At 62.2% G+C, this 24,272-nt stretch carries 19 protein-coding genes and 1 pseudogene; 8 read left to right on the forward strand and 12 right to left on the reverse strand.

The window, feature by feature from the left end; genetic code table 11:
- Nucleotides 1–261 precede the first annotated feature (261 nt).
- From RAH42_RS10940 to RAH42_RS10965, 6 genes and pseudogenes are all read right to left on the reverse strand, one after another.
- Nucleotides 262–777 (reverse strand): regulatory protein RecX, encoded by a 516-nt coding sequence (locus RAH42_RS10940; RefSeq protein ID WP_317539499.1) that lies wholly within the window; start codon nt 775–777, stop codon nt 262–264.
- Nucleotides 777–2,918: pseudogene (gene recG, locus RAH42_RS10945) on the reverse strand (ATP-dependent DNA helicase RecG); the annotation flags it as partial. The pseudogene recG and the gene RAH42_RS10940, both read right to left, overlap by 1 nt.
- Entirely contained in the window at nt 2,858–3,331 is a 474-nt protein-coding gene (locus RAH42_RS10950) for a DivIVA domain-containing protein (protein ID WP_078017005.1), read from the reverse strand. The gene RAH42_RS10950 and the pseudogene recG, both read right to left, overlap by 61 nt.
- Nucleotides 3,332–3,334: 3 nt before the next feature.
- Nucleotides 3,335–3,949: a hypothetical protein gene (locus tag RAH42_RS10955; protein ID WP_078017006.1), complete on the reverse strand. Its 615-nt coding sequence runs from the start codon at nt 3,947–3,949 to the stop codon at nt 3,335–3,337.
- 12 nt (nt 3,950–3,961) lie between these two features.
- Nucleotides 3,962–4,657 carry a YggS family pyridoxal phosphate-dependent enzyme gene (locus RAH42_RS10960; RefSeq protein WP_317539500.1) on the reverse strand — a complete coding sequence of 232 codons (696 nt, stop codon included), beginning with the start codon at nt 4,655–4,657 and terminating at the stop codon, nt 3,962–3,964.
- The gene (locus RAH42_RS10965) at nt 4,651–5,604 is read right to left on the reverse strand and encodes a hypothetical protein (RefSeq protein ID WP_317539501.1); all 954 of its coding nucleotides are present in this window, start codon (nt 5,602–5,604) and stop codon (nt 4,651–4,653) included. Before RAH42_RS10965 ends, RAH42_RS10960 begins: the two co-directional genes overlap by 7 nt.
- A gap of 717 nt (nt 5,605–6,321) precedes the next feature.
- Here RAH42_RS10965 and RAH42_RS10970 point away from each other — a divergent pair.
- Nucleotides 6,322–8,136, forward strand: coding sequence for an O-antigen ligase family protein (locus tag RAH42_RS10970; protein WP_317539502.1), 1,815 nt, complete (start codon nt 6,322–6,324; stop codon nt 8,134–8,136).
- Nucleotides 8,137–8,195: 59 nt separating this feature from the next.
- Here RAH42_RS10970 and hydE read toward each other — a convergent pair whose 3' ends face one another.
- A complete protein-coding gene (hydE, locus tag RAH42_RS10975; RefSeq protein WP_078017010.1) occupies nt 8,196–9,269 on the reverse strand; it encodes a [FeFe] hydrogenase H-cluster radical SAM maturase HydE in 1,074 nt (357 codons plus the stop codon).
- Between the two features lie 34 nt (nt 9,270–9,303).
- On the reverse strand, nt 9,304–9,630 hold the full coding sequence (locus RAH42_RS10980; RefSeq protein WP_078017011.1) for a hypothetical protein: 327 nt from the start codon (nt 9,628–9,630) through the stop codon (nt 9,304–9,306).
- Between the two features lie 392 nt (nt 9,631–10,022).
- Here RAH42_RS10980 and RAH42_RS10985 point away from each other — a divergent pair, with 392 nt between their 5' ends.
- From RAH42_RS10985 to RAH42_RS11010, 7 genes are all read left to right on the forward strand, one after another.
- Nucleotides 10,023–11,255: a PLP-dependent aminotransferase family protein gene (locus tag RAH42_RS10985; protein WP_078017012.1), complete on the forward strand. Its 1,233-nt coding sequence runs from the start codon at nt 10,023–10,025 to the stop codon at nt 11,253–11,255.
- Nucleotides 11,256–11,521: 266 nt separating this feature from the next.
- The gene (locus tag RAH42_RS10990) at nt 11,522–12,727 is read left to right on the forward strand and encodes a DUF3798 domain-containing protein (protein ID WP_078017013.1); all 1,206 of its coding nucleotides are present in this window, start codon (nt 11,522–11,524) and stop codon (nt 12,725–12,727) included.
- Nucleotides 12,728–13,003: 276 nt separating this feature from the next.
- Nucleotides 13,004–13,876, forward strand: coding sequence for a branched-chain amino acid transport system II carrier protein (locus tag RAH42_RS13230; protein WP_343228909.1), 873 nt, complete (start codon nt 13,004–13,006; stop codon nt 13,874–13,876).
- A complete protein-coding gene (locus RAH42_RS13235) occupies nt 13,825–14,334 on the forward strand; it encodes a branched-chain amino acid transport system II carrier protein (RefSeq protein WP_343228910.1) in 510 nt (169 codons plus the stop codon). The genes RAH42_RS13230 and RAH42_RS13235 overlap by 52 nt, the downstream gene beginning before the upstream one ends.
- A 498-nt stretch (nt 14,335–14,832) precedes the next feature.
- Nucleotides 14,833–15,114 carry a YhdT family protein gene (locus tag RAH42_RS11000; protein ID WP_078017015.1) on the forward strand — a complete coding sequence of 94 codons (282 nt, stop codon included), beginning with the start codon at nt 14,833–14,835 and terminating at the stop codon, nt 15,112–15,114.
- On the forward strand, nt 15,107–16,570 hold the full coding sequence (gene panF / locus RAH42_RS11005) for a sodium/pantothenate symporter (protein ID WP_205948320.1): 1,464 nt from the start codon (nt 15,107–15,109) through the stop codon (nt 16,568–16,570). The genes RAH42_RS11000 and panF overlap by 8 nt, the downstream gene beginning before the upstream one ends.
- Nucleotides 16,571–16,586: 16 nt before the next feature.
- Nucleotides 16,587–16,889, forward strand: coding sequence for a hypothetical protein (locus RAH42_RS11010; protein WP_168170116.1), 303 nt, complete (start codon nt 16,587–16,589; stop codon nt 16,887–16,889).
- A 55-nt stretch (nt 16,890–16,944) separates the two neighbouring features.
- Here RAH42_RS11010 and RAH42_RS11015 read toward each other — a convergent pair whose 3' ends face one another.
- From RAH42_RS11015 to RAH42_RS11030, 4 genes are all read right to left on the reverse strand, one after another.
- Nucleotides 16,945–17,448 (reverse strand): OmpH family outer membrane protein, encoded by a 504-nt coding sequence (locus tag RAH42_RS11015; RefSeq protein WP_317539503.1) that lies wholly within the window; start codon nt 17,446–17,448, stop codon nt 16,945–16,947.
- A gap of 259 nt (nt 17,449–17,707) precedes the next feature.
- On the reverse strand, nt 17,708–22,279 hold the full coding sequence (locus tag RAH42_RS11020) for a YadA-like family protein (RefSeq protein ID WP_317539504.1): 4,572 nt from the start codon (nt 22,277–22,279) through the stop codon (nt 17,708–17,710).
- 136 nt (nt 22,280–22,415) lie between these two features.
- Nucleotides 22,416–23,522, reverse strand: coding sequence for a hypothetical protein (locus RAH42_RS11025; protein ID WP_317539505.1), 1,107 nt, complete (start codon nt 23,520–23,522; stop codon nt 22,416–22,418).
- 273 nt (nt 23,523–23,795) lie between these two features.
- On the reverse strand, nt 23,796–24,239 hold the full coding sequence (locus tag RAH42_RS11030; protein WP_317539506.1) for a hypothetical protein: 444 nt from the start codon (nt 24,237–24,239) through the stop codon (nt 23,796–23,798).
- Between the last annotated feature and the right edge of the window lie 33 nt (nt 24,240–24,272).

Genomic DNA, 24,272 nt, shown 5'->3' on the forward strand with positions numbered 1-24,272 from the left:
TCAGGCGGCAGCGGAAGCCGGCATCCCTTCGAAAAATAAATGAAAACATATGTTGAGGGGAACGCGGGCTTGACAAAAATCTGCCTGTAACGTTTTTTATTTTACAGTTATCTGCGAAACTTCACAAGGGGAAAACGTAAAAATTTCCCCATAAAAAGGCCGGAAAAATCTTCGTGCGTTTTCGGACATCCATCGTTTACAACAGCGGAAGCCCATGAGAAAAAGAGTTCCTCATGAGCTTCCGCGTATCGCTCTGTACCGTTATTCTTCATCGCCGCCAGTCCCTTCGCCGAGACTGCGGAAATTTTCAAGTTCTTCATGCAACTGCGAAAACGCCTCGCGGACCGCGGACGACGAAAAGCCGCGGCGGCGCAGACGAGCGTCGAGTTTTTGCGGCGTCATGCCGCGCTGATTTCCCCACTGGCGCGCCAGGCGCAGCGCCCGTTCGGCCTCGTCGATTCCGCTCTCCGCAAGGGCGTCGTCGATATCGGCATGGCTGACGCCGCGCGCTCTCAGTTCGTCGCGCAGGCGGCGCAGGCCGAAATCGCGCTTGGAATCGACGTAGAGCAGCGCGTAGGCGCGGTCGTCGATCATGCCGATCTCTTCGAAACGGTCCAGCAGCTCCGCCGCTTTCTCCTCGGGGCAGCGGCGCTCGCGCAGTTTCCGCGCCAGCTCTTTGCGCGTGCGCGGGGTCGAAACGAGGCGGATCAGCACGGACTCCCACTTCATGTCTTCGTCGGGCAGGGCGGAAAAAGGCAGGGAGCGCTCTTCTTTCATCAGGCGGTCCTCGCGATGTCGAGCATGCGCCCGTAGCGGCTCAGCACGGCCTGCATGAGCAGTGGGAAGCTCTCGTAGGGATCGCCCTGCGCGATCAGAGCGAAGGCTTCCTGGCGCGCGACTTCCATGACGGCGCCGTCGCGGATCAGATCGGCGACGCGGAAATCCGTCAGGCCGTGCTGGCGCACGCCGCAGAACTCGCCCGGACCGCGCATCTGCATGTCCGCCTCGGCGATCGCGAAGCCGTCGCTGAGGGAGCAGAATTGATCGAGGCGGTGTTCCGCCTCGGGATTTTTCGGATCGGCGTAGAGGATGCACCAGGACTTGGCGGGGCCGCGGCCGACGCGGCCCCGCAGCTGATGGAGCTGCGAGAGGCCGAAGCGTTCGGCGTTTTCCACGACCATCACCGTCGCGTTGGGCACGTCGACGCCGACTTCGATGACGGTCGTGGAGGCGAGCAGGTCGATGCGTCCCGCCGAGAATTCGGTCATGACGGCGTTTTTTTCCTTTTCGCTCATGCGCCCGTGGAGCATGGCCAAACGCCGCTTCGGGAATTCGCGCCGGAGCCGTTCGAAGCGCGACTCCAGCGGCGCGGCGTCGAAGTTCTCGCTTTCCTCGATGAGCGGGCAGACCCAATAGATCTGACGGCCGGCGGCCATTTCGCTTTCGAGGAAGCGCAGCATTCTCGGCAGGCGGTTGTCGCCGATCCACACGGATTTGACGGGCTGGCGGCCGTCCGGCAGCTGACGGATCGTGGACACGGCCAGGTCGCCGTAGACCGAAAGGGCCAGCGTGCGCGGGATCGGCGTGGCCGTCATCACCAGCGTATGCGGCGCTTCGGCGCCGGCTTTGCTGTTCAGGGCCTTGCGCTGGAGCACGCCGAAGCGGTGCTGCTCGTCGATGACGATCAGGCCGAGCCGCTTGAAGCTGACGGCTTCTTGGATCAGCGCATGGGTGCCGACGACGACGCGCAGCGTGTCGTCGGACAAACGCTCGTGGATTTTTTTCTTTTCGGCGGGCGCGACGCCGCCGGTCAGCAGGCCGACTTCGACGCCCAGAGGTTCGAGCCACCGGCTCAGCGTCAGCGCGTGCTGCTGGGCGAGCACGGCCGTCGGCGCCATCATGGCGGCCTGCACGCCCGAGTCGAGCGCCTGCAGGATCGCCAGCACGGCGACGACGGTCTTTCCCGAACCGACGTCGCCCTGCAGCAGCCGGTTCATGGGCACGGAACGGCGCATGTCGTCGGCGATTTCCTGCGCGACGCGGCGCTGATCGCCGGTGAGTTCGAAAGGGAGCCCGGCGAGGAACTTCCGCGTCAGGTCCGCCTGCCCGGTCAGCGCGGGGGCTTTCCTTTCGAGGCAGCCGCGGCGGTGGCGCAGCGCCAGACCGACCTGGAGCAGAAAGAACTCCTCGAAGACGAGGCGCTGCCGCGCGGCGCGGAAAAGCGCCTCGTCGGTGGGCTGATGCATCTGGCGCACGGCGGAGGCGGCGTCGATAAAATGGAACTTCTCGACGATCGGCGGCGGCAGGATATCGGGGATCGTCGGGGCCAGGGTTTCGAGCACCGTGTCGATGACGCGGCGCAGCCATTTTTCGTTCAGCCCGGCCGTCGCGGAATAAACGGGCACGATGCGCCCCACGCTGCGCGGATCGCTGCCGTCGAGGATCTCGAACTCGGGATTGAGCAGCTCCGGCACGGGACGGCGCGGCTCCAGCGAGCCGTAAAGCGCCAGTTCCATACCCTCCCGCAAGATTTTGCTCAGGTTCCAGCGGTTGAACCACAGGGCCCAGGCCACGTTTTTGCCGTCGCTGAGGCAGACGCGCGTGATCTGCATGCGGCGGTTGCTTCGCGCCACGCGCTGTTCGATGGAAACAACTCGAGCCCGGAAGGCCTGAGGCGGCCCGCCGGGCGCAAGATCCTGGATCGTCACGATCTGCCGCCGGTCTTCGTAGCGGCGAGGGAAAAAATACACGAGATCTTCCGCCGTCGCGATGCCGAGACGCTGAAGCAGCAGCGCCTTTGCCTCGCCGATGCCGCGGATGGCCGTCACCGGGTCGTCCAGGCGGAGGAAGCCCCGGTTCATTGACCTTGCTTCTCCTGCAGGCCGTCGAGCAGCATGTTGTACCGCAGCACCGCGGCCTTGGCGTCGGCGACGAAATGCTCTTTCGAGCGGCGCAGTTCCTCGATTTCGCCGAGAAGCTGCGTTTTCTGCGCGACGGCGTCGGCCAGGATGCCTTCGGCTCTCGCTTTCGCCTGCGCGAGCACGGCTTCGCTTTCCTTCTGGGACGAGGCGAGAAAGTCCTCGGAAGTTTTTTTCGCCATGGTCAGCGCGTTCTGCAGCGACACCTTGAGCTCGTCGTTCTCTCTGATGGTCGTCTCCAGCTCGCGGATGCGCATCTGGTCGGTGGCGTGGAGTTCGGAATATCTTTGCAGCGTGTCGGCGACGCGGTCGAGAAACTCGTCGACTTCGTCGGCCGCATAGCCGCGCAGGCCCCGCGAGAAAACGACGCCCTCCACGTCCACGACCTTGAGCAAGTCCAGGTCGTTTGCCATCCCCTACTGCTCCCGGCCGTTTTCTTCAGGCAGCCATTCGATCACGGCGTTTTTGTTCAGCGAAAGCAACAGGCTCGTGCTCGTCACCGTGTAGAAGGCGCCGTCGTGCATGCGCACGAAATCCGCCATGCGGCGGGCCACGTCGGCGGCCGTTTTGCGGTCTTCCTTTTCGAAATCGAGCATCACCGTCTGTCCCTCTACGAGCGCGTCTTCGATGTCGTCGAGCATTCCGGCGACGCCTTTTTTGACCAGCACCAGCGGCTGCGCCGCCTCATCCTGACGGCGCAGCGACTCGCCGAAGCGGCGCAGACGGCTGGAAAAAGAGCCGGAAGAGCCGGCCGCATGACGTCCGCCGTCGCTCTCGAGCTCCGCAGCTTCCTCAGGTCCGCCGTTTTCTTCGACGGCGTTCGCGGCGGCAAAAGCCCGTTCGTCTTCCACTACAGCGGGAGCCGCTTCGTTTTCCGCCGCAGGGACTTCCGTTTCTTCCTCATCGTCGGGGACGACAAGGCGCTGGATCTTCTTCATATAGTCGGTACGACGCTTCTTGTTCCGGTGAGATTCCACCACGACGTCGCCGCTGTCGGCGAGACCGAGAAATGACAAAAGCTTGTTGGCCATGGGGATTTCCTCCTAACGATGTCCAAAGATTGCGGTGCCCACGCGAACTTCGGTGCTGCCCTGTTCGATCGCCCACTCGAAATCGCCGCTCATGCCCATGGAAAGACGCGGCAGATCGCCCGCCGAAATGCGCAGGCGGTCGCGCAGTTCGCGCGTGGCGTCGAAAGCGCCGCGGACCGCTTTTTCGTCGCCGCCCAACGGGCCGATGGTCATCAGCCCCTGAAGCGCCAGATGCGGGCATTGTCCTCTGACAAAATCCGCCAGCGCGGGAACTGCCGCCATCGGCGTTCCCGTTTTCGACGCTTCGCCGGAACTGTTGACCTCGATCAACACGTCCAGGCGCCGGTCCTTTTCGGCGCAGACGCGCTCGACCGCCGCGGCGATCTCCTCGCCGTCGATGCTTTCGATCACGTCGAAGAGCTCCACCGCCTTGCGCGCTTTGTTGCGCTGCAGATGGCCGATCAGATGCCAGACGGCGCCGAGCTCCGCGGGAAAGTTTGGGATCTTGGCCTGTCCTTCCTGAACGCGATTTTCGCCAAAATGAGTCACCAGTCCGGTACGGGCCGCCGCGACCACGGTTTCCAGCGGCTTGGTCTTGCTCACCGCCAGCAGCGTCACATCCGACGCCCTGCGGCCGCTCCGCAGCGCCGCCGATTCCATGCGGTCCAGAATCGACCGGATCGACGCGAACATTTCCGACTCTACCATAACCGCACCCTCTTTTCTTCGGCATTTGCCGCTTCAAGTATAACAGGATTTCCGGCGGAAAGCCCCGAGGCGATGAAAAAACGGCCGTCCTCGATGGGCTTTCCGGTGACGCTGCGGAAGACGAGCCGGTCGCCGACCAGCTCGAAAACGCCGTAGGTACCGTGGCGGATCGTCACCGCCGAGTCCGGCACCACCAGCCCCGCATCCTCGTCGGAACAGACGAGGAAGTCCACCTCGCGCGACAGCGCCATGTCCATGGGGAAATAGGGCATGTCGAGCGCCACTTTGGCGCGCTCGTCGCCGTACTTCACGTACACGCGCACGCGCGCCGTCCACTTCGGCCCCTTCGACTCGCGGCGGATGGAGATGGAACCGCGCTCCAGTCCGGCCCGCAGCCGGTCGGTCAGATCAAGGTAAAAGATCGCGCGCGGCTCCTGAGGCAGGTAGATCAGTTTGCCCACCGCGCGGACGGCCGTGTCGAGCGGCTTCAGATCCTCGACCCAGCGCAGCTCCGGCGCTTTGGGGAGCAAGCCGGAACCGAGCCACAGCGTCGGATAATCCCAGTGGTCTTCCGCGCCGTCGATGGCCGGCAAAAAGTACCCCCGCGCCGGCGTGCGGATCGCGATCGTGCGTCCGCGCGTCAATACGGTCGCCACCACTTCGTCGTCGGCCACGGCCGCTGCTTTGCCGCCGTAAGCCAGCTGCACCGTGCCGCCCGACGGAGCGGTGAGCACCTTCTCATGCCAGAGCAGCAGCGCGTGAACCGGCTGCTCTTCTTCGTAGAAATAGGGCTGAGGCGTGAACAGCGGCGGCATGGCCTCTTCCGCGCTCTGTCTGGCCCACAAAAAATAGAATCCGGCGGCCAGCGTGCAGATGCCGGTTGCCAGGACGACGCGCAGGAAACGCACGGGCCACGGCTCTTTCGCGTGGGGCTGATCCTCCGGCATTCGCCGCGAAGGAGGAACGTTCCCGGCTGCAGCGAGTTTCTCCTCCGCGCGTTTCGTCCCGAGAGGAGAGAGAGGCTGCGGGACCGTTTTCCCTGCATCCGCCCTCGCAGAACGGGGCGGTTCCTCCGCGCGCCGCCCGGCAGGCCATGAAACTCCGCCGCGCTCCGGCGCTTCCGTCTCCGCCGGACGGGAAGGGCGACGGCTGATCTGCCCGCTCGCCGCGCCGCTTTCATGCAGGTCCGGCAGCCTCACGGAACGCTGCGAACGCGGACGTATGGGCCATTTGAGCTTGCCGCGCCCGGACGGGGCCGAACCGTCAGAAACGTCCTGCGCCGGCGCCTCCGACGCCATGCTCTTTCCCGGCGCAGCGCCGCTCAGATCGGGCCTCCGCCGCGGACGCCGCGGCCATGTTACGGCGCCTCCCGTCGATGCGGGCGCGGCGGTCCCTTTCCCTTCCGCCGGCACGCGTTCCGTTTTTTCGCGTGTCTGTTTCGTTGATTTTACGTCATGTCGTCCCATTGCCGCGCCTCCGCACTCAACTATCGCTCCGATCAGTTTTTTATTGTAGCGCAAAACGTCAAAAATTTGGAGATGGCAACGAGACGCCGCATCGTTTTGGCCGTGGAAAATTTCTTTTTTCGCGGACATCCCCGCTTCATGGCGGCCGTTCTTATGCTATAGTATGGAAAATTCTCGAGAAGAAAAGGGGACTTCGCCGTGGAACTGCACGATGCTTCGCCGCCGCACGCCGTGCCGGAGACCGCGCCCGACGCCGGGGATTCTTTCCGCAGCGCGCTGTTCTTCCTGCTTTTTGCGGTCAGCCTGACGCTGCCGAACCTGGTGTATTCGGGCACTTCGTTCTTTCAGACGCTGCACCTGATGAAGTGGTGCTTCGCGCTGGTCCCCGTCGGTCTGCTGGCGCTCTGCGCGGGCGGCCCGGCGCTGCTCGACGGCAGGCGCGGGCCGCTGCGCCTCGACGTCATGGGGCTTTACTGGCTGCTCTTCATGGTTTTCGTGACGCTGCAGCCGCGCTGGGTACCGCTTCGCTCCGTGCCCGGCTGGCAGCGCGAGTGGTTCTTTTTCGCCGGCTGCGTCGTCTTCTATCTGGCGGCGTTCTCCTTTTTCAAGGAAGGCTGGCTGCGTCCGATCCTCTGGCTGGCGGCGCTGAACGCCACGATCAACGGGATTTTCGCCGAGCTGCAGGTACGCGGCCTCGTCGCGCCGCTCCGGGGCCTGAAGCTGGTCATGCAGACGCCGGGGCACTACATCGGCAACACGGGACAGCAGAACATGCTCGCGCTGTGGCTGGCGATGGCGCTGTTCTCGTCGTTGTTCCTCTTCGTCAGCTACGGCGGTCTTTTCGCCAAAAATCTCCGGAACAGGATCATGATCGCCGGCAATCTGCTCTTCTACGTGGTCATGTCGTGGTGCCTGATCCGTTCCACAAGCCGCTCGGGGATCCTCGCGTTCTGGGTGGGGGCGCTGGCGATGGCGCTGCTGATCTTCTTCACCTCGCGCGACCGCGGCCAGCTCAAACGCGTCGCCCTCGGCATCGCCCTGTTCTTCGCCGTGCTGGCCGTGTTCATCCTCGCCGACACGGGGCGGGGCTTCGACTTTTTGCTGAAGACGCGCGACATGATCAAAAATATCGCCGACGTCGCCGCCCGCCGGGAAATCTGGCAAACGTCGTGGCAGGTCGGCGCGTTTCGGCCGCTGACCGGCGTCGGCCTGGGGCAGTTCAAATGGTACTATCTTCAGGGGCAGCGCGCCGCCATGACGCTCGATCCCACCATGAAATGGCAGTTCACCTACTGGGCGCACAACGAAATCCTGCAGTGGTTCTGCGAGTTCGGCCTGTGGGGCGTTCTGTCGCTGCTGCTGGCCGCCCTGCTCTGGCTGGCGGCGTTGTGCCGCTGCGTGCGCCGCCGCCGCGGCCGCCGGCTGCCCATGGAGTTCCTCTGGGGAAGTTCGTTCCTGTTCCTGGTCTGGTTCGACGCGCTCTGGACGCGCCCGTTCCACCGCATCGAAAACTCGCTCTGGGTCGCTCTCGCTTTCGCGCTTTGCAGCCGCCACCTTTTCCGGGGCGAAGAGGGCGCGTTCGCGCCGAAGAAATTGCCTTCGCTGTTCTACCGCCTGACGGGCGCCTTCATGCTCGCCGCGGCCGTGGGCGGATTCTGGTTCGGCATCGACGGCATCCGCGCCGACTTGCTGCTGCGCCGCGCCGAGAGCTTCACCGACGACGTGGAGGAAAAAGTCCGGCTCATGAACATCGCCCGTCACAGTCCGATGGTGCGCGACCTGGCGGAGCACGAGCTGGCTATGTTGCGCCTCCGCCTGGGCGAAAAGCTCGGCGACCGCGGGATCATCGCCGACGGCCTCAATCAGCTGATCGCCTGCTTCGTTCAGCAGCCCACGGCGCAGGACTTCGCCACGCTGATGGACTACGCGCGTCGGTCCAATATCGTCCCGCTGCTTGAATTTCTCGAACCGTACGCCCCGCCGGCGCCGTCTGCGGGCGCAGCGGCAGGCTGATTTTCTGCCGTCCACATGGATATATTTCGTACAAAAAAATCCTGAGCCGGAAAATCGGCTCAGGATTTTTTGCAGCGCGGCGGGAAGCCATAGGCGTCGCCGCGGCCGACCGCCAGACGGCGGCCGATGTTTTTCATGCGCAGGGCGAGGACGCCTCGGCCTTCGGCGGCTTCTTCGCCGGTGCAGATCTTGCGGTCGTAGAGGGCGTAATCCCGGCGCACGGCCGGCGGCGAAAGGTTGGGCATGACGACGTTGGCTCCGGCCAAAATCCCCAGCTCGCGCCCGTCCGCCGCGATCGTGCCCAGCGCCGTGGTGGCGGGAATCAGGGCTTTGGGAAAAAACAGGCGCAGCAGCGACAGGCACAGCAGCGTCAGTTCCAGCGTGCCCGCCGGCGCGTGACCGAAAGGCGTGTCGCGCTGGGGGATGAAGGGGCCGACGCCGATCATCTGCGGCTGCAGTTCCTTCATGAACTGAAAGTCGGCGGCGAGGTGCGCGGGCCTCTGCCCGGGCGAACCGACCATGAACCCGGCGCCGACCTGGTAGCCGAGGCGTTTCAGCGTCCACAGACAGCGCCTGCGGTTTTCCGGGCGCTGCCGCAGCGGGTGGAGCATACGGTAATGTCCGTCGCAGGCCGTCTCGTGGCGCAGCAGATAGCGTTCGGCGCCGGCCTCGAAAAACATCCGATAGGCTTCGTCGCTGCACTCGCCCACCGAAAGCGTCACGGCGCAGTCGGGGAACTCGCGGCGGACGGAAGCCACGAGCGACGCGATGCGCTCGGGCGGATACTGCGGATCCTCGCCGCCCTGCAGCACGAACGTGCGAAATCCCCAATCGTAGCCCTGCCGGCAGCAGCCGAGGATCTCCTCTTCGCCGAGGCGGTAGCGCCGCACGGCGCCGTTGCCGCGGCGGATGCCGCAATAATAGCAGTCGTTGCGGCACTCGTTGGTGAACTCGATCAGGCCGCGCACGTACACCTCGTCGCCGTAATAGGCGCGGCACAGCGCCTGCGCCGCGCCTGCCAGCGTGCGGCGCAGCTCGGGCGAGTTGTTTTCGAGCAACGTCTGCAGATCCCGTGGCGGCAGATCGTGTTCCGCGATCAGGTGCGCCGCGAGCGTTCGGATTTTGTCGTCCATGGCAGATTCTTTTCCGGCTCCCGACATCTGCCGGTCAAAGCTCCCGTCCGGCGCGCCGGGAGGAAACCGCCTCTTCTTCTCCAACCGCGCGAACGGGACGGTGTCGAACCGAATAGGGATTCTTGTTGGGGCGTTCCGGCTCGGGAGCGTCGATGGCCCGCTTCATGACGGCCATCGCCAGCGACGAAAGCGCCAGCGGGAAAATCCACAGCCCCAGCAGTCCCCAGAACCAGCGCAGCGAAATCCCCGCCCAGTGATGGAGCGCCAGCGCGATCCAGGCGGGCGCCGACCACTCGGCGCTGAGCGCCAGCGATACCAGCAGCCCTGACCAGAAACCGTCCTGTTGCCGTTTTTTTGCCACCGTCCCCCGCCCCTTTCCGGCGGACTCTCCCTCCGCCGGCGAACATTATAACAATCCGGCCGACGGCGGACAAGCATACGGCAACAGGAACGCCGGCGCCCATGCCTCGAAAATTCCCCCCAACGATTCGTTCGCCGGCCGTCCCCGGTCAGAAGGCGATCCTGATATTTATTGCATACAAAAAACGACAAATCATATTTTATGCTTAATTTTGAACAGGAAAAATATTTCATCTCCGATTCTCTATAGTCAGAGTTAAAATTATTTTGTATAATCCAATTATGCACTATTGGAGCTAAGGTCCCGAGAACTTTTCTCCGCCGGAGCGCAAATGAATCGGCTCTCGCGCCGCAGGCATGAGAGCGAAATTTTTGAGGAGGTGTTTTTTCATCATGAGCAGCACTTGGAATGGCAATTTCAGCTACAAAGCAATGCACACGCGTCCTTCTCCCGTCCGCGAGATCCTCGCGGTCATCAAAAAGCCCGGCATGATCTCCTTCGCCGGCGGCATGCCCGCGCCCGAGGTCTTTCCCGTCAACGAGTTCTACGAGAGCGCGCACCTGCTTAAGGACAACGGCACCGAACTGCTCCAGTACGGCACCACCGACGGCAACCCGGCGCTGCGCGAGTTCCTGATCGACTTCATGGAGCCGCGCCTTGGGCGCAAGGTCGGCCTGGATCAGATTTTCGTGACCACCGGTTCGCAGCAGGCGCTCGACCTGTTCTCCTGGGCCATGCTCGATCCCGGCGACGTCATCATCACCGAAGATCCGTCCTATATGGCCGCCATCACCGTGTTCATGAATCACGGCGGCGTGTGCCGCGGCATTCCCTGCGACGCCGACGGCCTTCAGGTCGAAAAGGTGCCCGCTCTGATCGAGTCGCTGCGCGCCGAGGGCAAAAAGGTCAAGTTCCTCTACACCATCGTCAACTTTCAGAATCCCGGCGGCATGACCATGAGCGTCGAAAAACGCAAGAAGCTGGCGGCCATCGCCGAGGAATACGACATCGGCATTTTCGAGGACGATCCTTACGGCTACGTGCGCTACGAAGGCGAGCACCTGCCCTCCATCTTCTCGTTCGACACGGTCGGCAACGTGATCTATGCCGGTTCGTTCTCCAAAATCCTGGCGCCCGGCACGCGCACGGGCTGGGTCATCGGCGATCCCGCCATCGTCCGCAAGATGTGCGTCTTCAAACAGAGCACCGATCTCTGCTCCAGCTCCGTCGATCAGGCCCTGATCGCCGAGTATTGCCAAAAAGGACACCTTGTCAGGCATCTGCCCAAAATCATCGACAACTACCGCAAGCGCCGCGATTCCATGGAAGAGAGCATGAAGCGCCATCTGGCGCCTCTCGGCGTCACGTGGGTCAAGCCTCAGGGCGGCTTCTTCTACTGGATCAACGTGCCCGGCGTCAACACCGACGAACTGATGAAGCGCGCGCTCGACAAGAAGGTCGCCTTCATCCAGGGTTCCGCCTTCGCCGTCGAGCCCGGCGCCTGCATCAACAACGCCCGTTTGAACTACACCTACTGCTCGCCCGAGGTCATCGAAGAGGGCATCGCTCGCATCGCCGCGGCCATCCAGGAGATGAAGGCCGAAGCCGAAGGGATCAAAGCGTAGTTCTTCGTAAATCATTCGTAAATCATATGGGGAGGGGAATTTCCCCTCCTTTTTTTGAAAAGAAGTTTGGAGTTTTTCGTAGGCTGCGCGCTCCGGTTCGCCTACCCCGAAAGCGAATGGAAAGCGTTCGATGCCATCATCGCGGATACGGCCGCATCGTTCAAGATCCCGCCGGCGAACTGGAAGTTCCCGGCAGAGCCCCATTCCCCCGCCGTGCGACGGGGGAAGCTCCGAATAGAATATTCCCACTCCAGGAGGGATACATCATGCGCAAATCTCTGACGGCACTTTTGGCGGCGGCGTTCCTGTGCGCGGCCGGTACGGCTTTCGCGGCGGCGCCGTTCCACATCGGCGTCTGCACCGAGACCGTCTCGCAGGCGGAGGACAACCTGCGCGGCGCCGAGGAACTGATCCGCCGTTACGGCGACGTGGCCGACGGCGGCTACATCAAGCACGTGACGATGCCGGACAACTTCATGGCCGAGATGGAGACTACCATCAGCCAGATCGCGGCCTTCGCCGACGATCCGCTGATGAAGGTGGTCGTGGTCATGACGGCCGTGCCCGGTACGACCGAGGCGTTCCGCCGCATCCGCGAGAAGCGTCCCGACATTTTGCTCTTCGCCGGCCAGCCGCAGGAGGATCCCGGCGTCATCGAGAGCATCGCCGATCTCGCCACCAACATCGACTCGATCACGCGCGGCTATCTGATCATCTACGGCGCCAAGAAGCTGGGCGCCACCGATTTCGTGCACATATCCTTCCCGCGCCACCTCAGCTCGGAACTCAAACTGCGCCGCTTCAACATCATGAAGGCGGCCTGCGAGGACATGGGCATCGCCTTTCATGCCGAGACGGCGCCCGATCCGATGAGCGACGTCGGCGTGGCCGGCGCGCAGCAGTTCATCCTCGAACACGTGCCCACGTGGCTTGACCGTTACGGCCAGAAGACGGCGTTCTTCTGCACCAACGACGCTCACACCGAGCCGCTGCTCAAGCAGATCGCCGCGCTCGGCGGCATTTTCGTCGAAGCCGACGTGCCTTCGCCGCTGATGGGCTATCCCGGCGCGCTGGGCCTGGATCTTTCCAGCGTGGCCGGAGATTTCCCCGCCATCCTCAAGCGCATCGAGGAGGAGGTCGTCAGGCGCGGCGGCGCGAAGCGCATGGGCACCTGGGCCTATTCCTCCGGCTTCACGGCCGTGGTCGGGCTCGCCGAGTACGGCAAAAAATGCGCGGAAGCCGGCGTCAGCGCCCAGAATTTCCGCCGCCAGTTCAAGGCCGACGACCTGTTCGCCGTTTACGCGGCCAACACGCCCGGCGCCAAGTGGAACGGATCTTACTACCGCGACGCGCAGACGGGGCTGGAAAAGAAGAATCACCTGCTGGTCTATCAGGACACGTACGTGTTCGGCCAGGGCTACCTGGGCAACACCGAGCTGCCGATCCCCGAGAAATATCTCGCGATCAAATAAGATCTCTTAAAAAGATCGCGCCGCAATACTGATTCTTTGCTAAAACGACGAATGTTCTCCAAGCCCCGGGGAAGATCTACAAAGCGAGTTGCGCAGGCCGCGCAGCGGTCGAGACAGTCCTGAGCGACTGGACTCCTTCGAAGAGCGAGGCAACTCGTTCGTCGTTTTCCACCAAGAGTCGGTAGAGAAACTCGGACGTTTCCTCTCGAACTCCTTCCCCGTTCCCCCTCGCCCCAGGAGACTCGGAGATTGAAAGCCCCTAGGATGTGAGATCATATGAACTCGAAGAACAAGGAAATTATCGTGATGGGTTTCGGTTTGTTTGCCATGTTTCTCGGCGCGGGCAACATTATTTTTCCTCCCTATATCGGGATTGTCTCCGGCCAAAAGTGGCCCGCAGGCCTCTTAGGCTTCGCCGTCACGGGAATCGGAATGCCTTTGCTCGGGCTGCTTGCCACATTCAGAGCCGGGGGCAATATCGACAAATTTGCAGGGAAGGTCAGTCTGCCTTTTGCAAAAGCCTTCAATTTTGCCATCCTTCTGTGTATCGGGCCGCTGTTTGCCATTCCCCGGACGGCAGCGACGACCTTCGAGGTGGGAATCCTTCCCCTTTTGGGGGCCTTTGACCCGGGGAGTATTCTGGGCATTTCCTGGAGCGCGATCGCGGTTTCCTTCATCTTCTTCGCCGTCACGCTCTATTTTTCTCTCAATCCTTCCCAGGTGCTTGACCAGATTGGGACATACTTCACCCCTTTTTTAATTCTGATGCTGGGCTTCATCATCGTCAAGGGAATTCTCGTGCCTATCGGCAAACCGGCCGCTCCTGTGGTCGACAACGCCTTTGCTCTCGGTTTCACCGAGGGCTACCAGACCATGGACGCTCTTGCCTCAATGGCCTTTGCGAGCATCATCATGGCTGACATCATGGGGCACGGTCACGGCAATACTAAGGAAGGACTATCAATGGCCGTCAAGGTCGCTCTCGTTTCCATGCTGGGCTTCCTCTTTGTCTACGGAGGGCTTGTCTACCTGGGAGCTTCGGGGGAGAGAGCTTCGCCAATACGAAGGACGGGCACACCGCCATCACGGTCAGACTCGTGGACGCTATCGCCGGCGACACCGGCAGATACGCCTTGGCCAGCGCCATGACCTTCGCCTGTCTGACCACAGCGATCGGTCTCACCACGGCGGTGGCGGGATATTTCGAAAAGCTCCTGGACAAACGGCTCTCCTATAGGGGCTTGGTCTGGATCATCGTCACCGCCAGCGCCGTCCTTTCGGTGTACGGGGTGAGGCACATCATCTCTTTGTCCGTACCGGTCCTGTACGCTCTTTACCCTGTGGCCATCGTCCTGATCCTCCTGAACTTGTTTGATCGGGGAATCACCCCCGGGGTCTACCGAGGAGCCGTCGTCGGAGCTTTCCTCATAGGGATCCTCTATGGCTTACAGCATGTGAGCACAGTTGCTGACCAAGCCAAAAATATGCTGGCCGCCATCCCGCTTGGGCAGGAGGGCTTTGCCTGGATCTTTACGAGCGCCCTCGGCGGGATTGCCGGAGCAGCCTGGACAAGGAGACGCCGCAAAAACGCAGCGCCCGAAAAATAATACTCGTTCTTTAGTAGAATGACTCGACTGTGAAAGCTCGGTGCCCCGAGAAGGTCCCGTCGCTCAGAACTGTCTCGACCGCTGCGCGGTCTGCGCAACTCGCTTTGCGTATTTCCTTCGCGGCGCTCTTGCTGTTCGGTATTTCGGAATAGTATCAATCGCTCAAGACGGCGGCGTTCCTGCCTGGGACGCCGCCGTTTCCCGTCTCGTTTTCGCGCCTCGGACGCCGCCGGACGGAACGGCGCGCGGACGGCGTCAAGATCTCGCTTGAGCCTTCATGGATTTGTCGTATAATGGAGCCTGTCGGTCTCTTCGTTGTGCAAAGGACGCCGCCGTCATGTGAACGGCGGCCGGAAGTTCTCCGCGCGTTTCGCGGGCCGCCCGCGCGGGGACGGCGGCACTGAGCCTTGTGGGATCACAGCATATCGCCGGCGCGGGACCGGCGAAAGGCGCGACGTGCTTTCAGAGCGGCCGAAAAAACGGAGGAGGTTCTCGCCCATGAAAAACATGGACCGCCGCTTTCGCCAGGCCAACTTCGAAGCTTTGTGCTCCATAGTCCTGGCGCTGTCGTTCTTCGTCTGGTGGTACGCTTTCGCCTACGGGCTGGGATCGGGAGATCCCGCGCGCTACCGCTTCGTGCTGGGGCTGCCGGAATGGTTTTTTTACAGTTCCGTCGCCGGCCCGGTGTTGTTCTGCTTTTTGGCGTGGCTGATGGTGAAGTTCCTGTTCAAAAACGCCTCGCTGGCCCCGCACGAAAAGGAGGAAGCTTCCCATGATTAACTGGCCGCTGCTGACTCCCGTGCTGGCTTACCTGGCCGGCGTCTATCTGCTGGCGCTGTACAGCGGCGCGCATCTGGAGAAAAGCAAAAGTTTCCTCAGCGAATACTTCATCGGCAGCCGCAGCATGGGCGGCTTTGTTCTGGCGATGACGCTGGTCGCCACCTACACTTCGGCGTCGAGCTTCATCGGCGGCCCCGGCGTGGCCTACAAGACGGGGCTGGGCTGGGTGCTGCTGGCGGTGATCCAGGTGCCCACGGCCTGGCTGACGCTGGGGGTGCTGGGCAAAAAGTTCGCCATCGTCGCCCGCCGCATCGACGCGATCACGGTCAACGACTTTCTGCGCGAGCGCTACCGCAGCCCGCTGCTCGTCGTGGTCGCGTCCGTCAGTTTGATCCTGTTTTTCCTCGCGGCCATGACGGCGCAGTTCATCGGCGGCGCGCGGCTGTTCGAGACGATCACCGGACTGCCCTATCTGTGGGGACTGATGATCTTCGCCGGCACGGTCGTCCTCTACACCACCGTCGGCGGCTTCCGCGCCGTGGCGCTCACCGACGCGCTGCAGGGCGTGGTCATGATCCTCGGCACGATCGCCATGATCTGGGGCATTTCCGTTTCCGGAGGCGGCATGAAGGCCGTCATGGGCCGGATCGCCGCGGCCGATCCGGCGCTGCTCACGCCGTTCGGTCCCGATCACTTCATCGCCAAGCCGTTCATCCTTTCCTTCTGGGTGCTGGTCTGCTTCGGCACGATCGGCCTGCCGCACACCGCCGTGCGCTGCATGGGCTACAAGGACTCGCGATCGATGCACGGGGCCATCGTCATCGGCACGTTCGTCGTCAGCTTCATCATGCTCGGCATGCACTTCTGCGGCGCGCTGGGCAGCGCCGTGCTGCCGGGGCTGCAGACGCCCGATTCGATCATGCCGCAGCTGGCCGTGAAAGTCCTGCCGCCGGTCGTGGCGGGCGTGTTCCTGGCGGGGCCGCTGGCGGGCGTGATGTCCACCATCGACTCGCAGCTGATCCAGATGTCTTCGACCATCGTCAAAGACCTTTACATCAACTACGTCGATCCGGCCGCCGCCGGCGACGAACGGCGCGTCAAAAAGCTGAGCGTGTTCAGCACCGCCATCCTCGGCGCGGTCGTGTTCCTCGCCGCCGTGCGTCCCCCCAGCCTGATCGTGTGGCTGAATCTGTTCGCCTTCGGCGGCATGGAAGCGGCCTTCCTCTGGCCGCTCGTGCTCGGCCTCTACTGGCGCCGCGCCAACGCCGCCGGAGCGCTTGCCTCCGCCGTCTGCGGCGTCGGCTCCTACTTCGTCATGGGCGCGTGGCTGAAGAACTTCTACGGCATGAACGTGATCGTTCCCAGCCTGATCATCGGCCTTTCCGCCTTCGCCGCCGTCAGCCTGCTCACTCCCCCGCCGCCGGGCGACGTGATCGACACGTTCTGGGGAGAATAGCGCCGCTGCAAAGAGAATGCCGTTTCCCGATCGAAACGCAGGCCAGCGGGAGCGCTCCGGCAAAATTCGCAAAACGAATTGCGCAGCGGAGGGAAAGAGACAGTTCCGCGCGACCGGAATCCCTCGGCGCGCCGAACGTTCACAGCCAGGCCGTTCCAGCAAGAATCAGCGCAACGCAGTCAGAATCGATCTTAAAAAAACGAGGCCGTCTCAAAAATCAATTGAGACGGCCTCGTTGCTGTTTTTTGATGAATCTCGCACTATTTCTCGATTAATACTATTTCTTGATCAAAAAACCGAACGCAAGGGCGCTTTGTGAATCTCCCCCGCAACATCGAACTCTTGCCGTTAAAACGCCCTATCAAGAATCGGCGCTATTTCGTTTTCGGAAGCGCTCGCTTTGGTTTGCTCACCGTCACCGTGGGAAGGGCGGCGAACTTCGGCCTGCGCCTGTTCATCTCCTTCAGCACGGCGTCGGTGACGTCCAGCCTGGGCGCCGCGTCGAGCAGCAGCTGACGCGCCATCACCGCGTGGAACTTCGGATTCTTCTTCCGCCACGCTTCCACGGACGCCATAAGTTCCGACTGCAGCACCGACGTCACCGCCGCGCGTTCCACTTCCATCTGCCGTTCCAGCGCCGCCTGCCCCTGCGCGACCGCGTTCTGCGCCTCGGCCGTGTTCTCCTGGCCGCGGTACAGCGCCCGCAGGTCGTTATACCCTTTCTGGAGCACTTTCTGCACTTCCTCCAGATGGGCCTGCCCCAGCTTGCCGGGTTCGGACTGGACCAGGAGCTTTTCCGTGTCCACCACGGCGATCTCCGTGGCAAACGCCGCCGCGGACAGCGACGCGAACATCGCCAGGAAAACTATCGATTTCATCACACGCTTCATTTTCGTCACGCACTTCACTAAAAAAAAACTCCTCGAATGAATGGGAAGATAAATGGCAAATTGATAGAAAATAAATAGAAACAGATAAAAAACGAACAAGAAGAAAGGGCGGAGCGAATAAGACTCCGCCCTTTTCTCTCTGCATTGCCGGTCCTTTCCTTTGCAGTCCTTTCCTTTGCAGTCCTTTCTCTTTACATTGCATTGCCGATACGTGCCGATCCAAGGATCGGAACGTTAGGCTGAAACGTTATCTCCGTTTCGACGCCCGCAGCAGACGCTTCAATTCTTCCATGTCGGCTTTCAGTTCGGCGATCTCCTGTGCCTGAGAAGCCATCTCGTGCGCCTGCGAGGTTACCTGCGCCTGCAGCTGCGCGTTCTCCTTCTGCATCACGTAGACGCTGCTCATCGGGCCTTTGCGGTAACGTTCGGGGATCTGTTCCTTGTCTGCCTTCCTGCCGATCCTCCACGTCAGCCCGGCGTTGGCCATCGACTCGCCGTGGTGGGTGACGGACACTCCGGCGTGGACCATGAAGTCTTCTTTCACGTAGTGCGCCCAGCCGAGGGCCAGGGCGTATTCGCCTTTGTAGGCTCCGAATCCGGCCATGAGCTGGCTGGGTTCGAGCGGGTCGTACTGCATCGGTTTCAAGGCGCTCAGGGCGGAGCCGAGCGCGCCCGAGGTTTTGATGTCTCTGCGCAGGCGGTTGAGGTGGCTGTCGATGTCGCGGAGTTGGCCGAAGTTCCGGTACAGGGTGCTGAACTCGCGGTCGACGGCGTCGAGGGCGTCGCTGACGCTGTGGTGGGTGGCGCCGCCGCCGATGGTCTTGAATTTGTACGCGGGGGCGGTGACGGAGCCGTCGGCTTTGGCTGTGGCGCCGCCGCCGAGGTGGGTGGCGAGGCTGCTTGCGGTTTTCCACAGCTGGGCGCCGTTGACGGCGTCGCTGCTGCCGGCGGTGAGGGGGCCGGCCTGGACGTGTTCGATTTTGTGGTGGGTTGCGTCGAAGCCTTGGGCGCTCACTTTGCCGGCGAAGACGGGGGCGTCGACGACGCTCACGGTGACGTCTTTGCCGTTATGGGGCGGGTGACGGCGATGTTCTTGCCGTTTTTGAACTGGACGGTGTCGCCGTTGCCGATGGGGGTGGCGGTGTCGCCGTTGGTCTGGAGGTTCCAGGCGCCGCTGCCGCCGCTGCCGTTGGCGATGGCGTCGAGGATGTCCTGGTGCAGGCCGATGGTGACGACGCCGCCGGCGGGGTGGTGGTGACGTTGGTGACGATCTGGTTGGAGGCGCCGACGAACTGGATGTTGGGGGTCTGGTTCTGGGCGAGGGTGACGGTGTGGCTGTGGGGGTGCTCGCTCCGTCGCTGACGCTGAACTTTGCGGAGATGTTGGTGATGGGTGCGGTGGTGGTGTTGATCAGGGTCTGGAGTTTGGCGGGGTCGAGGCCGACTCTGAGGGTGCGTCCGCTGACGGCGGTGGTGATGACGTCGCCTGTGGGGATGATGTCGAGGCGTTTGTGCGCGCTGTCGAGGAGGATGCCGGGGGCGGTCCCGGCGGGGTCGGCGCCGATGGTGTAGGTGGCGTTCTGTCCCGCGGCGAGGGTGGCGGCTTTCAGCTGGCCGTAGTTGACGGCGTCGCCGTTGGCTGTGGCGTTGGCGACGTTGGTGATTTTCTGTCCGCCGGCGTTCAGGCCGGCGGTGGTGATGTAGTCTTTGCCTCCGACGCTGACTTTGCCGTCGCTCAGGATGACTTTATGGGTCGAGCCGACGGTCACTTCCGCGAATTCGGGTTTTTCGCTCATGACGAGGTCGAAGCCGTCGCCGGCGGCGTTCTTTTTCACGCCGAGGTTCTTGCCGGATACGCTGGCGCTCACGCTTGCCAGGCCGCCTTTGAGGTTCAGGGTCTGGCCGAGGGTGCGATTGACGGCGCCGTCGTTGCCGGCGAAGTTCAATCCGCCGGACAGGGCGCCGGTGATGGTGGTGATGGCGCTGTTGTTGCTGATGTCGATGTTTTGACCGAGGTTGGGGTTGGCCTTCACGGTCACTTTCGCGCCGTCGCTCCCGTCGGCTGTCACGGTCACGTCGATCTTGTTCGCTTCGCCTGCGAACTTGATGTTCTTTTTGGACGCACCACCGAGGGTAATGTCCTGTTTCGTTCCGGCTTCGTTGCTGACGGTGAAGCCGCCGGCGAGGTTCTGCACGGTGGTATTGCTGGCGATCTGGTTGTTGATGGCGGTGTTCAGGTTGGCGGTGTTGACTTTGTACTTCACGCCAGCCGTGCCAACTTCGGATTCGATGATGTTGCCGTCGCCGGCGAACGTGATGATTTCCGTTCCCGTTTTGTCGGCGGTAATGGTTTTCGTTCCGGTCCCGGTGTCGGCGATCTTGAATTTCGCTTCGACGTTATTAATCACGGTGGAGCTGTTGTTGATGGTATTGCTCAGTGTCGAACCGTCCAGGCCGATGGTGAGGCCGCCCGCGTCGACTTTCGTGGTGACGCCGCCGGCGCCTGTGACCACCAGCGGAGTGGCGCTGTTGATCAACTTGCTGCCCGGTACGGCTTCCGCGTCCTTGATCGTCCAGTTCGCCGTTCCGCCGATGGCGCCGGTCAGGGCCGCGGTGTCGAGGCTGTACTTCACGCCGTCGGTGGTCATGGCGGACTTGATGTAGGTGCCGTCGCCTTCGAATTTGACGGTCGGTTCGGTGTCCTTGGCCAGCGTTACGGTCTTCTTCGTTCCCGTTTCCGCAGTCACGCCGAATTTGGCGCTGATGTTGGTGATCGGGGTCGTGGTCGCGTTGTTGATGTTGGTGATCACGCTGCCGGTGATGTTCTGGGCGAGTTTGGCCGTGTCGATGCCGTAGGTGACTTTGGTGCCGGTCAGGCCGACGGTCATGGTGTCGTCGGTCGTCGCGAACTCGATCGTCGGTTTGGCGCCGCCGAGGGCGACGTTCGACGTGGTGCTGCCGGCTTTCAGGTCGAAGCCGTCTTTCAACGCGTTGATGGCCGAATTGTTGGCGATGTTGAGGTTGGTTCCGAGGTTGGGGTCGGTCTTCACGGTGACGGTGGCGCCGTCGGAGGCGTTGGCTACTTCGACGAGGATTTTGTTGGCTTCGCCCTTGAACTGGATGTTCTTTTTGGACGCGCCGCCCAAAGTGATGTCCTGCTTCGTTCCGGCTTCGTTGCTGACGGTGAAGCCGCCGGCGAGGTTCTGCACGGTGGTGTTGTTGGTGATGGCGGTGTTCAGCGCCGTGGTGTTGAGGCTGTACTTCACGCCGTTCGCGGTCATCGCGGAGGTGATGTAGGCGCCGTCGCCTTCGAACTTGATGGTTTCCGTTCCGGTCTTGTCCGCGGTGATGGTTTTCGTTCCGGTCCCGGCGTCGGCGATCTTGAACTTTGCCTGTACGTTGGTGATCGGGGTGGAGCCGTTGTTGATGTTGGTGATCAGCTTGCTCTTGTCGATGCCGTAGGTGACTTTGGTGCCGGAGAGGCCGACGGTCATGGTGTCGTCGGTCGTCGCGAATTCGATCGTCGGTTTGGCGCCGCCGAGGGCGACGGGGCTGGTGACGGTTCCGGCTTTCAGGTCGAAGCCGCCTTTCAGTTTCGAGATGTCGCTGGTGTGCCCGGTCACCGTGCCGGTCAGATTGGCAATGTTGGTGACGTTCTGCTGAACGGTGAGATTGTTGGTGATGGTGCTGTTCAGCTTGGTCTCGTCCAGCGTGAAGTTCAGCCCGGCGGCGTTGACGATGGGTTTGATGTAGGCGTCGCCCTTGACGACCAGCGGCGTACTGGCGTCGATGACTTTGGAGCCGGGCGTCGGGGTCTGGCTGTCCTTGATGGTCCAGTTGGCCGTTCCGCCGATGGCGGCGTTCAACGCGGCGGTGTCGAGGCTGTACTTGACGCCGTCCGTAGTCATCGCGGATTTGATGTAGGTGCCGTCGCCGGCGAACTTGACGGTCTGCGTGCCGGTCTTGTCCACGGTCACTTCCTGCGGACCGGTGCTGTCGCCGGCGATCTTGAACTTGGCCTGCACGTTGGTGATCGGGGTGGAGCCGTTGTTGATGTTGGTGATCACGCTGCCGGTGATGTTCTGCACGAGTTTGGTCTTGTCGATGCCGTAGGTGACTTTGGTGCCGGTCAGGCCGACGGTCATGGTGTCGTCGGTCGTGGCGAATTCCACGGTCGGAACCGGAGTTCCGCCCAGCTGCACGTTGTTCGTCGTGCTGCCGGCTTTCAGGTCAAAACCGGCTTTCAGTGCGGTGATGTCGGTGCCGTGCTGAACGACCGTAGTGTTGCTGTTCACCTGATTGTTGATCTGGCTGTTCAGCGCTGTTGTGTCGAGGCCGACGGTCAGTTTCTTGGCGGCGGCGTCGTAGGCGGTCTGGACGTAGTTGACGCCCGCGAACTCCAGGGTGTCGCCGGCCACGATCGGGCCTACGCTGCTACCGGATTTGACGTTGAAACCGGCTTTCAGGGCGGTGATGTCGGTGGTGTGCCCGTTTACCGTGGTGTTCAGACTGGTGATGGCGCCGTTGTTGGCGATGTTGAGGTGAGTTCCGAGGTTGGGGTCGGTCTTCACGGTGACGGTGGCGCCGTCGGCGGCGCTCGCCACTTCGACGAGGATTTTGTTGGCTTCGCCTTTGAACTGGATGTTCTTCTTGGGCGCGCCGCCGAGGGTGATGGTCTGCTTCGTACCGGCGGCGTTGCTGACGGTGAAGCCGCCCTTGAGGGCGTTGATGGCGGTGGTGTGCCCGGTGATGGTGGTGTTGTTGGCGATCTGGTTGTCGATGGCGGTGTTCAGGTTGGCGGTGTTGACTTTGTACTTCACACCGCTCGTGCCGACTTCGGATTCGATAATGTTGCCGTCGCCGGCGAACGTGATGATTTCCGTTCCGGTCTTGTCCGCGGTAATGGTTTTCGTTCCCGTCCCGGTGTCGGCGATCTTGAACTTGGCTTCGACGTTATTAAATCACGGTGGAGCTGTTGTTGATGGTGCTGCTCAGATTCGCGCCGTTCAGGCCGATGGTGAGACCGCCCGTGTCAACTTTGGTGGTCACGCCGTTTTCGCCTTTCACGACCAGCGGCGTGGCGGCGTTGATCTGTTTGCTGCCGGGCGTCGGGCTCTCGTTGTCTTTGACGGTCCAGTTGGCCGCTCCGCCGATGGCGTTGTTCAGCGCCGCGGTGTCGAGGCTGTACTTGACGCCGTTCGCGGTCATCGCGGAGGTGATGTAGGTGCCGTCGCCTTCGAACTTGATGGTTTCCGTGCCGGTCTTGTCCGCGGTGATGGTTTTCGTTCCCGTCCCGGCGTCGGCGATCTTGAACTTGGCCTGCACGTTGGTGATCGGGGTGGAGCCGTTGTTGATCTGATTGATCACGCTGCCGATGATGTTCTGCACGAGTTTGGTCTTGTCGATGCCGTAGGTGACTTTGGTGCCGGTCAGGCCGGTGATCTGACGGGTGACGCGCATACTGGCAGGGGTCGAAGAGCTGGTGTCGCCCACAGAAAGAGCCGCGCGCGTGGCTCTCCATTCTCGACCGTCTGAAGAGTTGCCCAGATATCCGAGCTGCCCCGCCTTTGTATCAGCTTTCGAGTAGCTGCCAAGGGCGACGCCGTCGGCAACAGTTACCTGACCGCCGATGGCAATGCCATGTGTGGCGGCTGTGGATGTCGTTCCCATCAGCGCCAGCGAGTCTTGCCCATCTGTTTCTGCATGAAAGCCCAGTGCAGTGGAACGCATACCTTTCGCTTTTGCGTTACTTCCGATCGCGAAAGATACACCACCCGTGGCTTTCGCATTACACCCTATCGCGTAACTTTCGTCGTCGGTCGCCCAAGCCTCGTACCCTATCGCCACGGAATGATGGCCAAGCGCCTTGGCGGAAGTTCCTATCACAGACTCTGACACACTTCCCAACACGGCGCCCGAGCCAATCCTCAGATGATCCCCGGTAACGTCGACACCAAGAGCGCTCCCCGCTCCCGTCGTTCCTCCCAGCGCCAGCGCCAGAAGCAGGGCCGCCGCCTTTCGTCCGAAAGGCGGCTTCCGCCGTCCCGTAACTTTCACTTTCATCTTCATGACCTCCCCGAAATATGCGCCGCGCCGTCCCGCTTTTTCGGCGCTCCGTCCGGCGCGACGCTTGTGGTAGCATACAATAAGCTACTCTAAGAACGTTCACAATCATATCGTACCCCCCCCGCGTAAAGATTACTTACTGTATGTATCAGCCTCCCGTCCGCAGCGGAGGGCGCCGCCGCGGTTCCCGCGGCGGTCGTCGGCTGCCGCGCCGGGGTCGGCGGATGCCGACGGAAACGGTCAAAATCAACAATTATTTTCAGAATTTATTTACCGAAAAACATCGTTAAAAACAGAAAACTTCATGAAAAACATCGGATCTCCGCCCGGCCCGCGCCGCGGATCTTCCCCGGGATCTGCCGCGCGATATTTCAGTGAGGAAACAAGAGGGACCGCCCCCGCCGCCGTCCGCAGGGCGCACGCGCCTTTTCGAAGGGCCGGCGGCAAACGTCGCGCCTCTGGACCGATCGAACGGTCCGGGGGCGCGACGTTATGCGGTTTTAGGGCCGCCAGCCGGCGGCGATGGCGAAGCGGACTTTCGCCGTCGCGGTACAACGGCAGCTTTTCGCGCCCGATATACAGGACGCTCCCGGCAATCCCGCCGCCCTCGCTCCTTCCGGTGCGGGCGACGCAGCGCGCTTCATCGTCGTGCGCGTATTCGCCTGCCCCTTCGGTGACAAATGTTTCGCCGTCCGTCGTCGTGGCGACGCGCACCGCGACGTCTTTTTCCTTGTTACGGTTTTACCA

The sequence above is a fragment of the Pyramidobacter sp. YE332 genome (assembly GCF_033060595.1).
In the GTDB taxonomy this organism is placed as follows: Bacteria; Synergistota; Synergistia; order Synergistales; family Dethiosulfovibrionaceae; genus Pyramidobacter.

What these genes read in the sequence shown, in the direction of transcription:
- RAH42_RS10940 (WP_317539499.1), bottom strand. Translation starts at nt 777, where the DNA reads ATGAAAGAAGAGCGCTCCCTGCCTTTTTCCGCCCTGCCCGACGAAGAC.
- RAH42_RS10950 (WP_078017005.1), bottom strand. Translation starts at nt 3,331, where the DNA reads ATGGCAAACGACCTGGACTTGCTCAAGGTCGTGGACGTGGAGGGCGTC.
- RAH42_RS10955 (WP_078017006.1), bottom strand. Translation starts at nt 3,949, where the DNA reads ATGGCCAACAAGCTTTTGTCATTTCTCGGTCTCGCCGACAGCGGCGAC.
- RAH42_RS10960 (WP_317539500.1), bottom strand. Translation starts at nt 4,657, where the DNA reads ATGGTAGAGTCGGAAATGTTCGCGTCGATCCGGTCGATTCTGGACCGC.
- RAH42_RS10965 (WP_317539501.1), bottom strand. Translation starts at nt 5,604, where the DNA reads ATGCCGGAGGATCAGCCCCACGCGAAAGAGCCGTGGCCCGTGCGTTTC.
- hydE (WP_078017010.1), bottom strand. Translation starts at nt 9,269, where the DNA reads ATGGACGACAAAATCCGAACGCTCGCGGCGCACCTGATCGCGGAACAC.
- RAH42_RS10985 (WP_078017012.1), top strand. Translation starts at nt 10,023, where the DNA reads ATGAGCAGCACTTGGAATGGCAATTTCAGCTACAAAGCAATGCACACG.
- RAH42_RS10990 (WP_078017013.1), top strand. Translation starts at nt 11,522, where the DNA reads ATGCGCAAATCTCTGACGGCACTTTTGGCGGCGGCGTTCCTGTGCGCG.
- RAH42_RS13230 (WP_343228909.1), top strand. Translation starts at nt 13,004, where the DNA reads ATGAACTCGAAGAACAAGGAAATTATCGTGATGGGTTTCGGTTTGTTT.
- RAH42_RS11000 (WP_078017015.1), top strand. Translation starts at nt 14,833, where the DNA reads ATGAAAAACATGGACCGCCGCTTTCGCCAGGCCAACTTCGAAGCTTTG.
- panF (WP_205948320.1), top strand. Translation starts at nt 15,107, where the DNA reads ATGATTAACTGGCCGCTGCTGACTCCCGTGCTGGCTTACCTGGCCGGC.
- RAH42_RS11010 (WP_168170116.1), top strand. Translation starts at nt 16,587, where the DNA reads ATGCCGTTTCCCGATCGAAACGCAGGCCAGCGGGAGCGCTCCGGCAAA.
- RAH42_RS11015 (WP_317539503.1), bottom strand. Translation starts at nt 17,448, where the DNA reads ATGAAATCGATAGTTTTCCTGGCGATGTTCGCGTCGCTGTCCGCGGCG.
- RAH42_RS11025 (WP_317539505.1), bottom strand. Translation starts at nt 23,522, where the DNA reads ATGAAAGTGAAAGTTACGGGACGGCGGAAGCCGCCTTTCGGACGAAAG.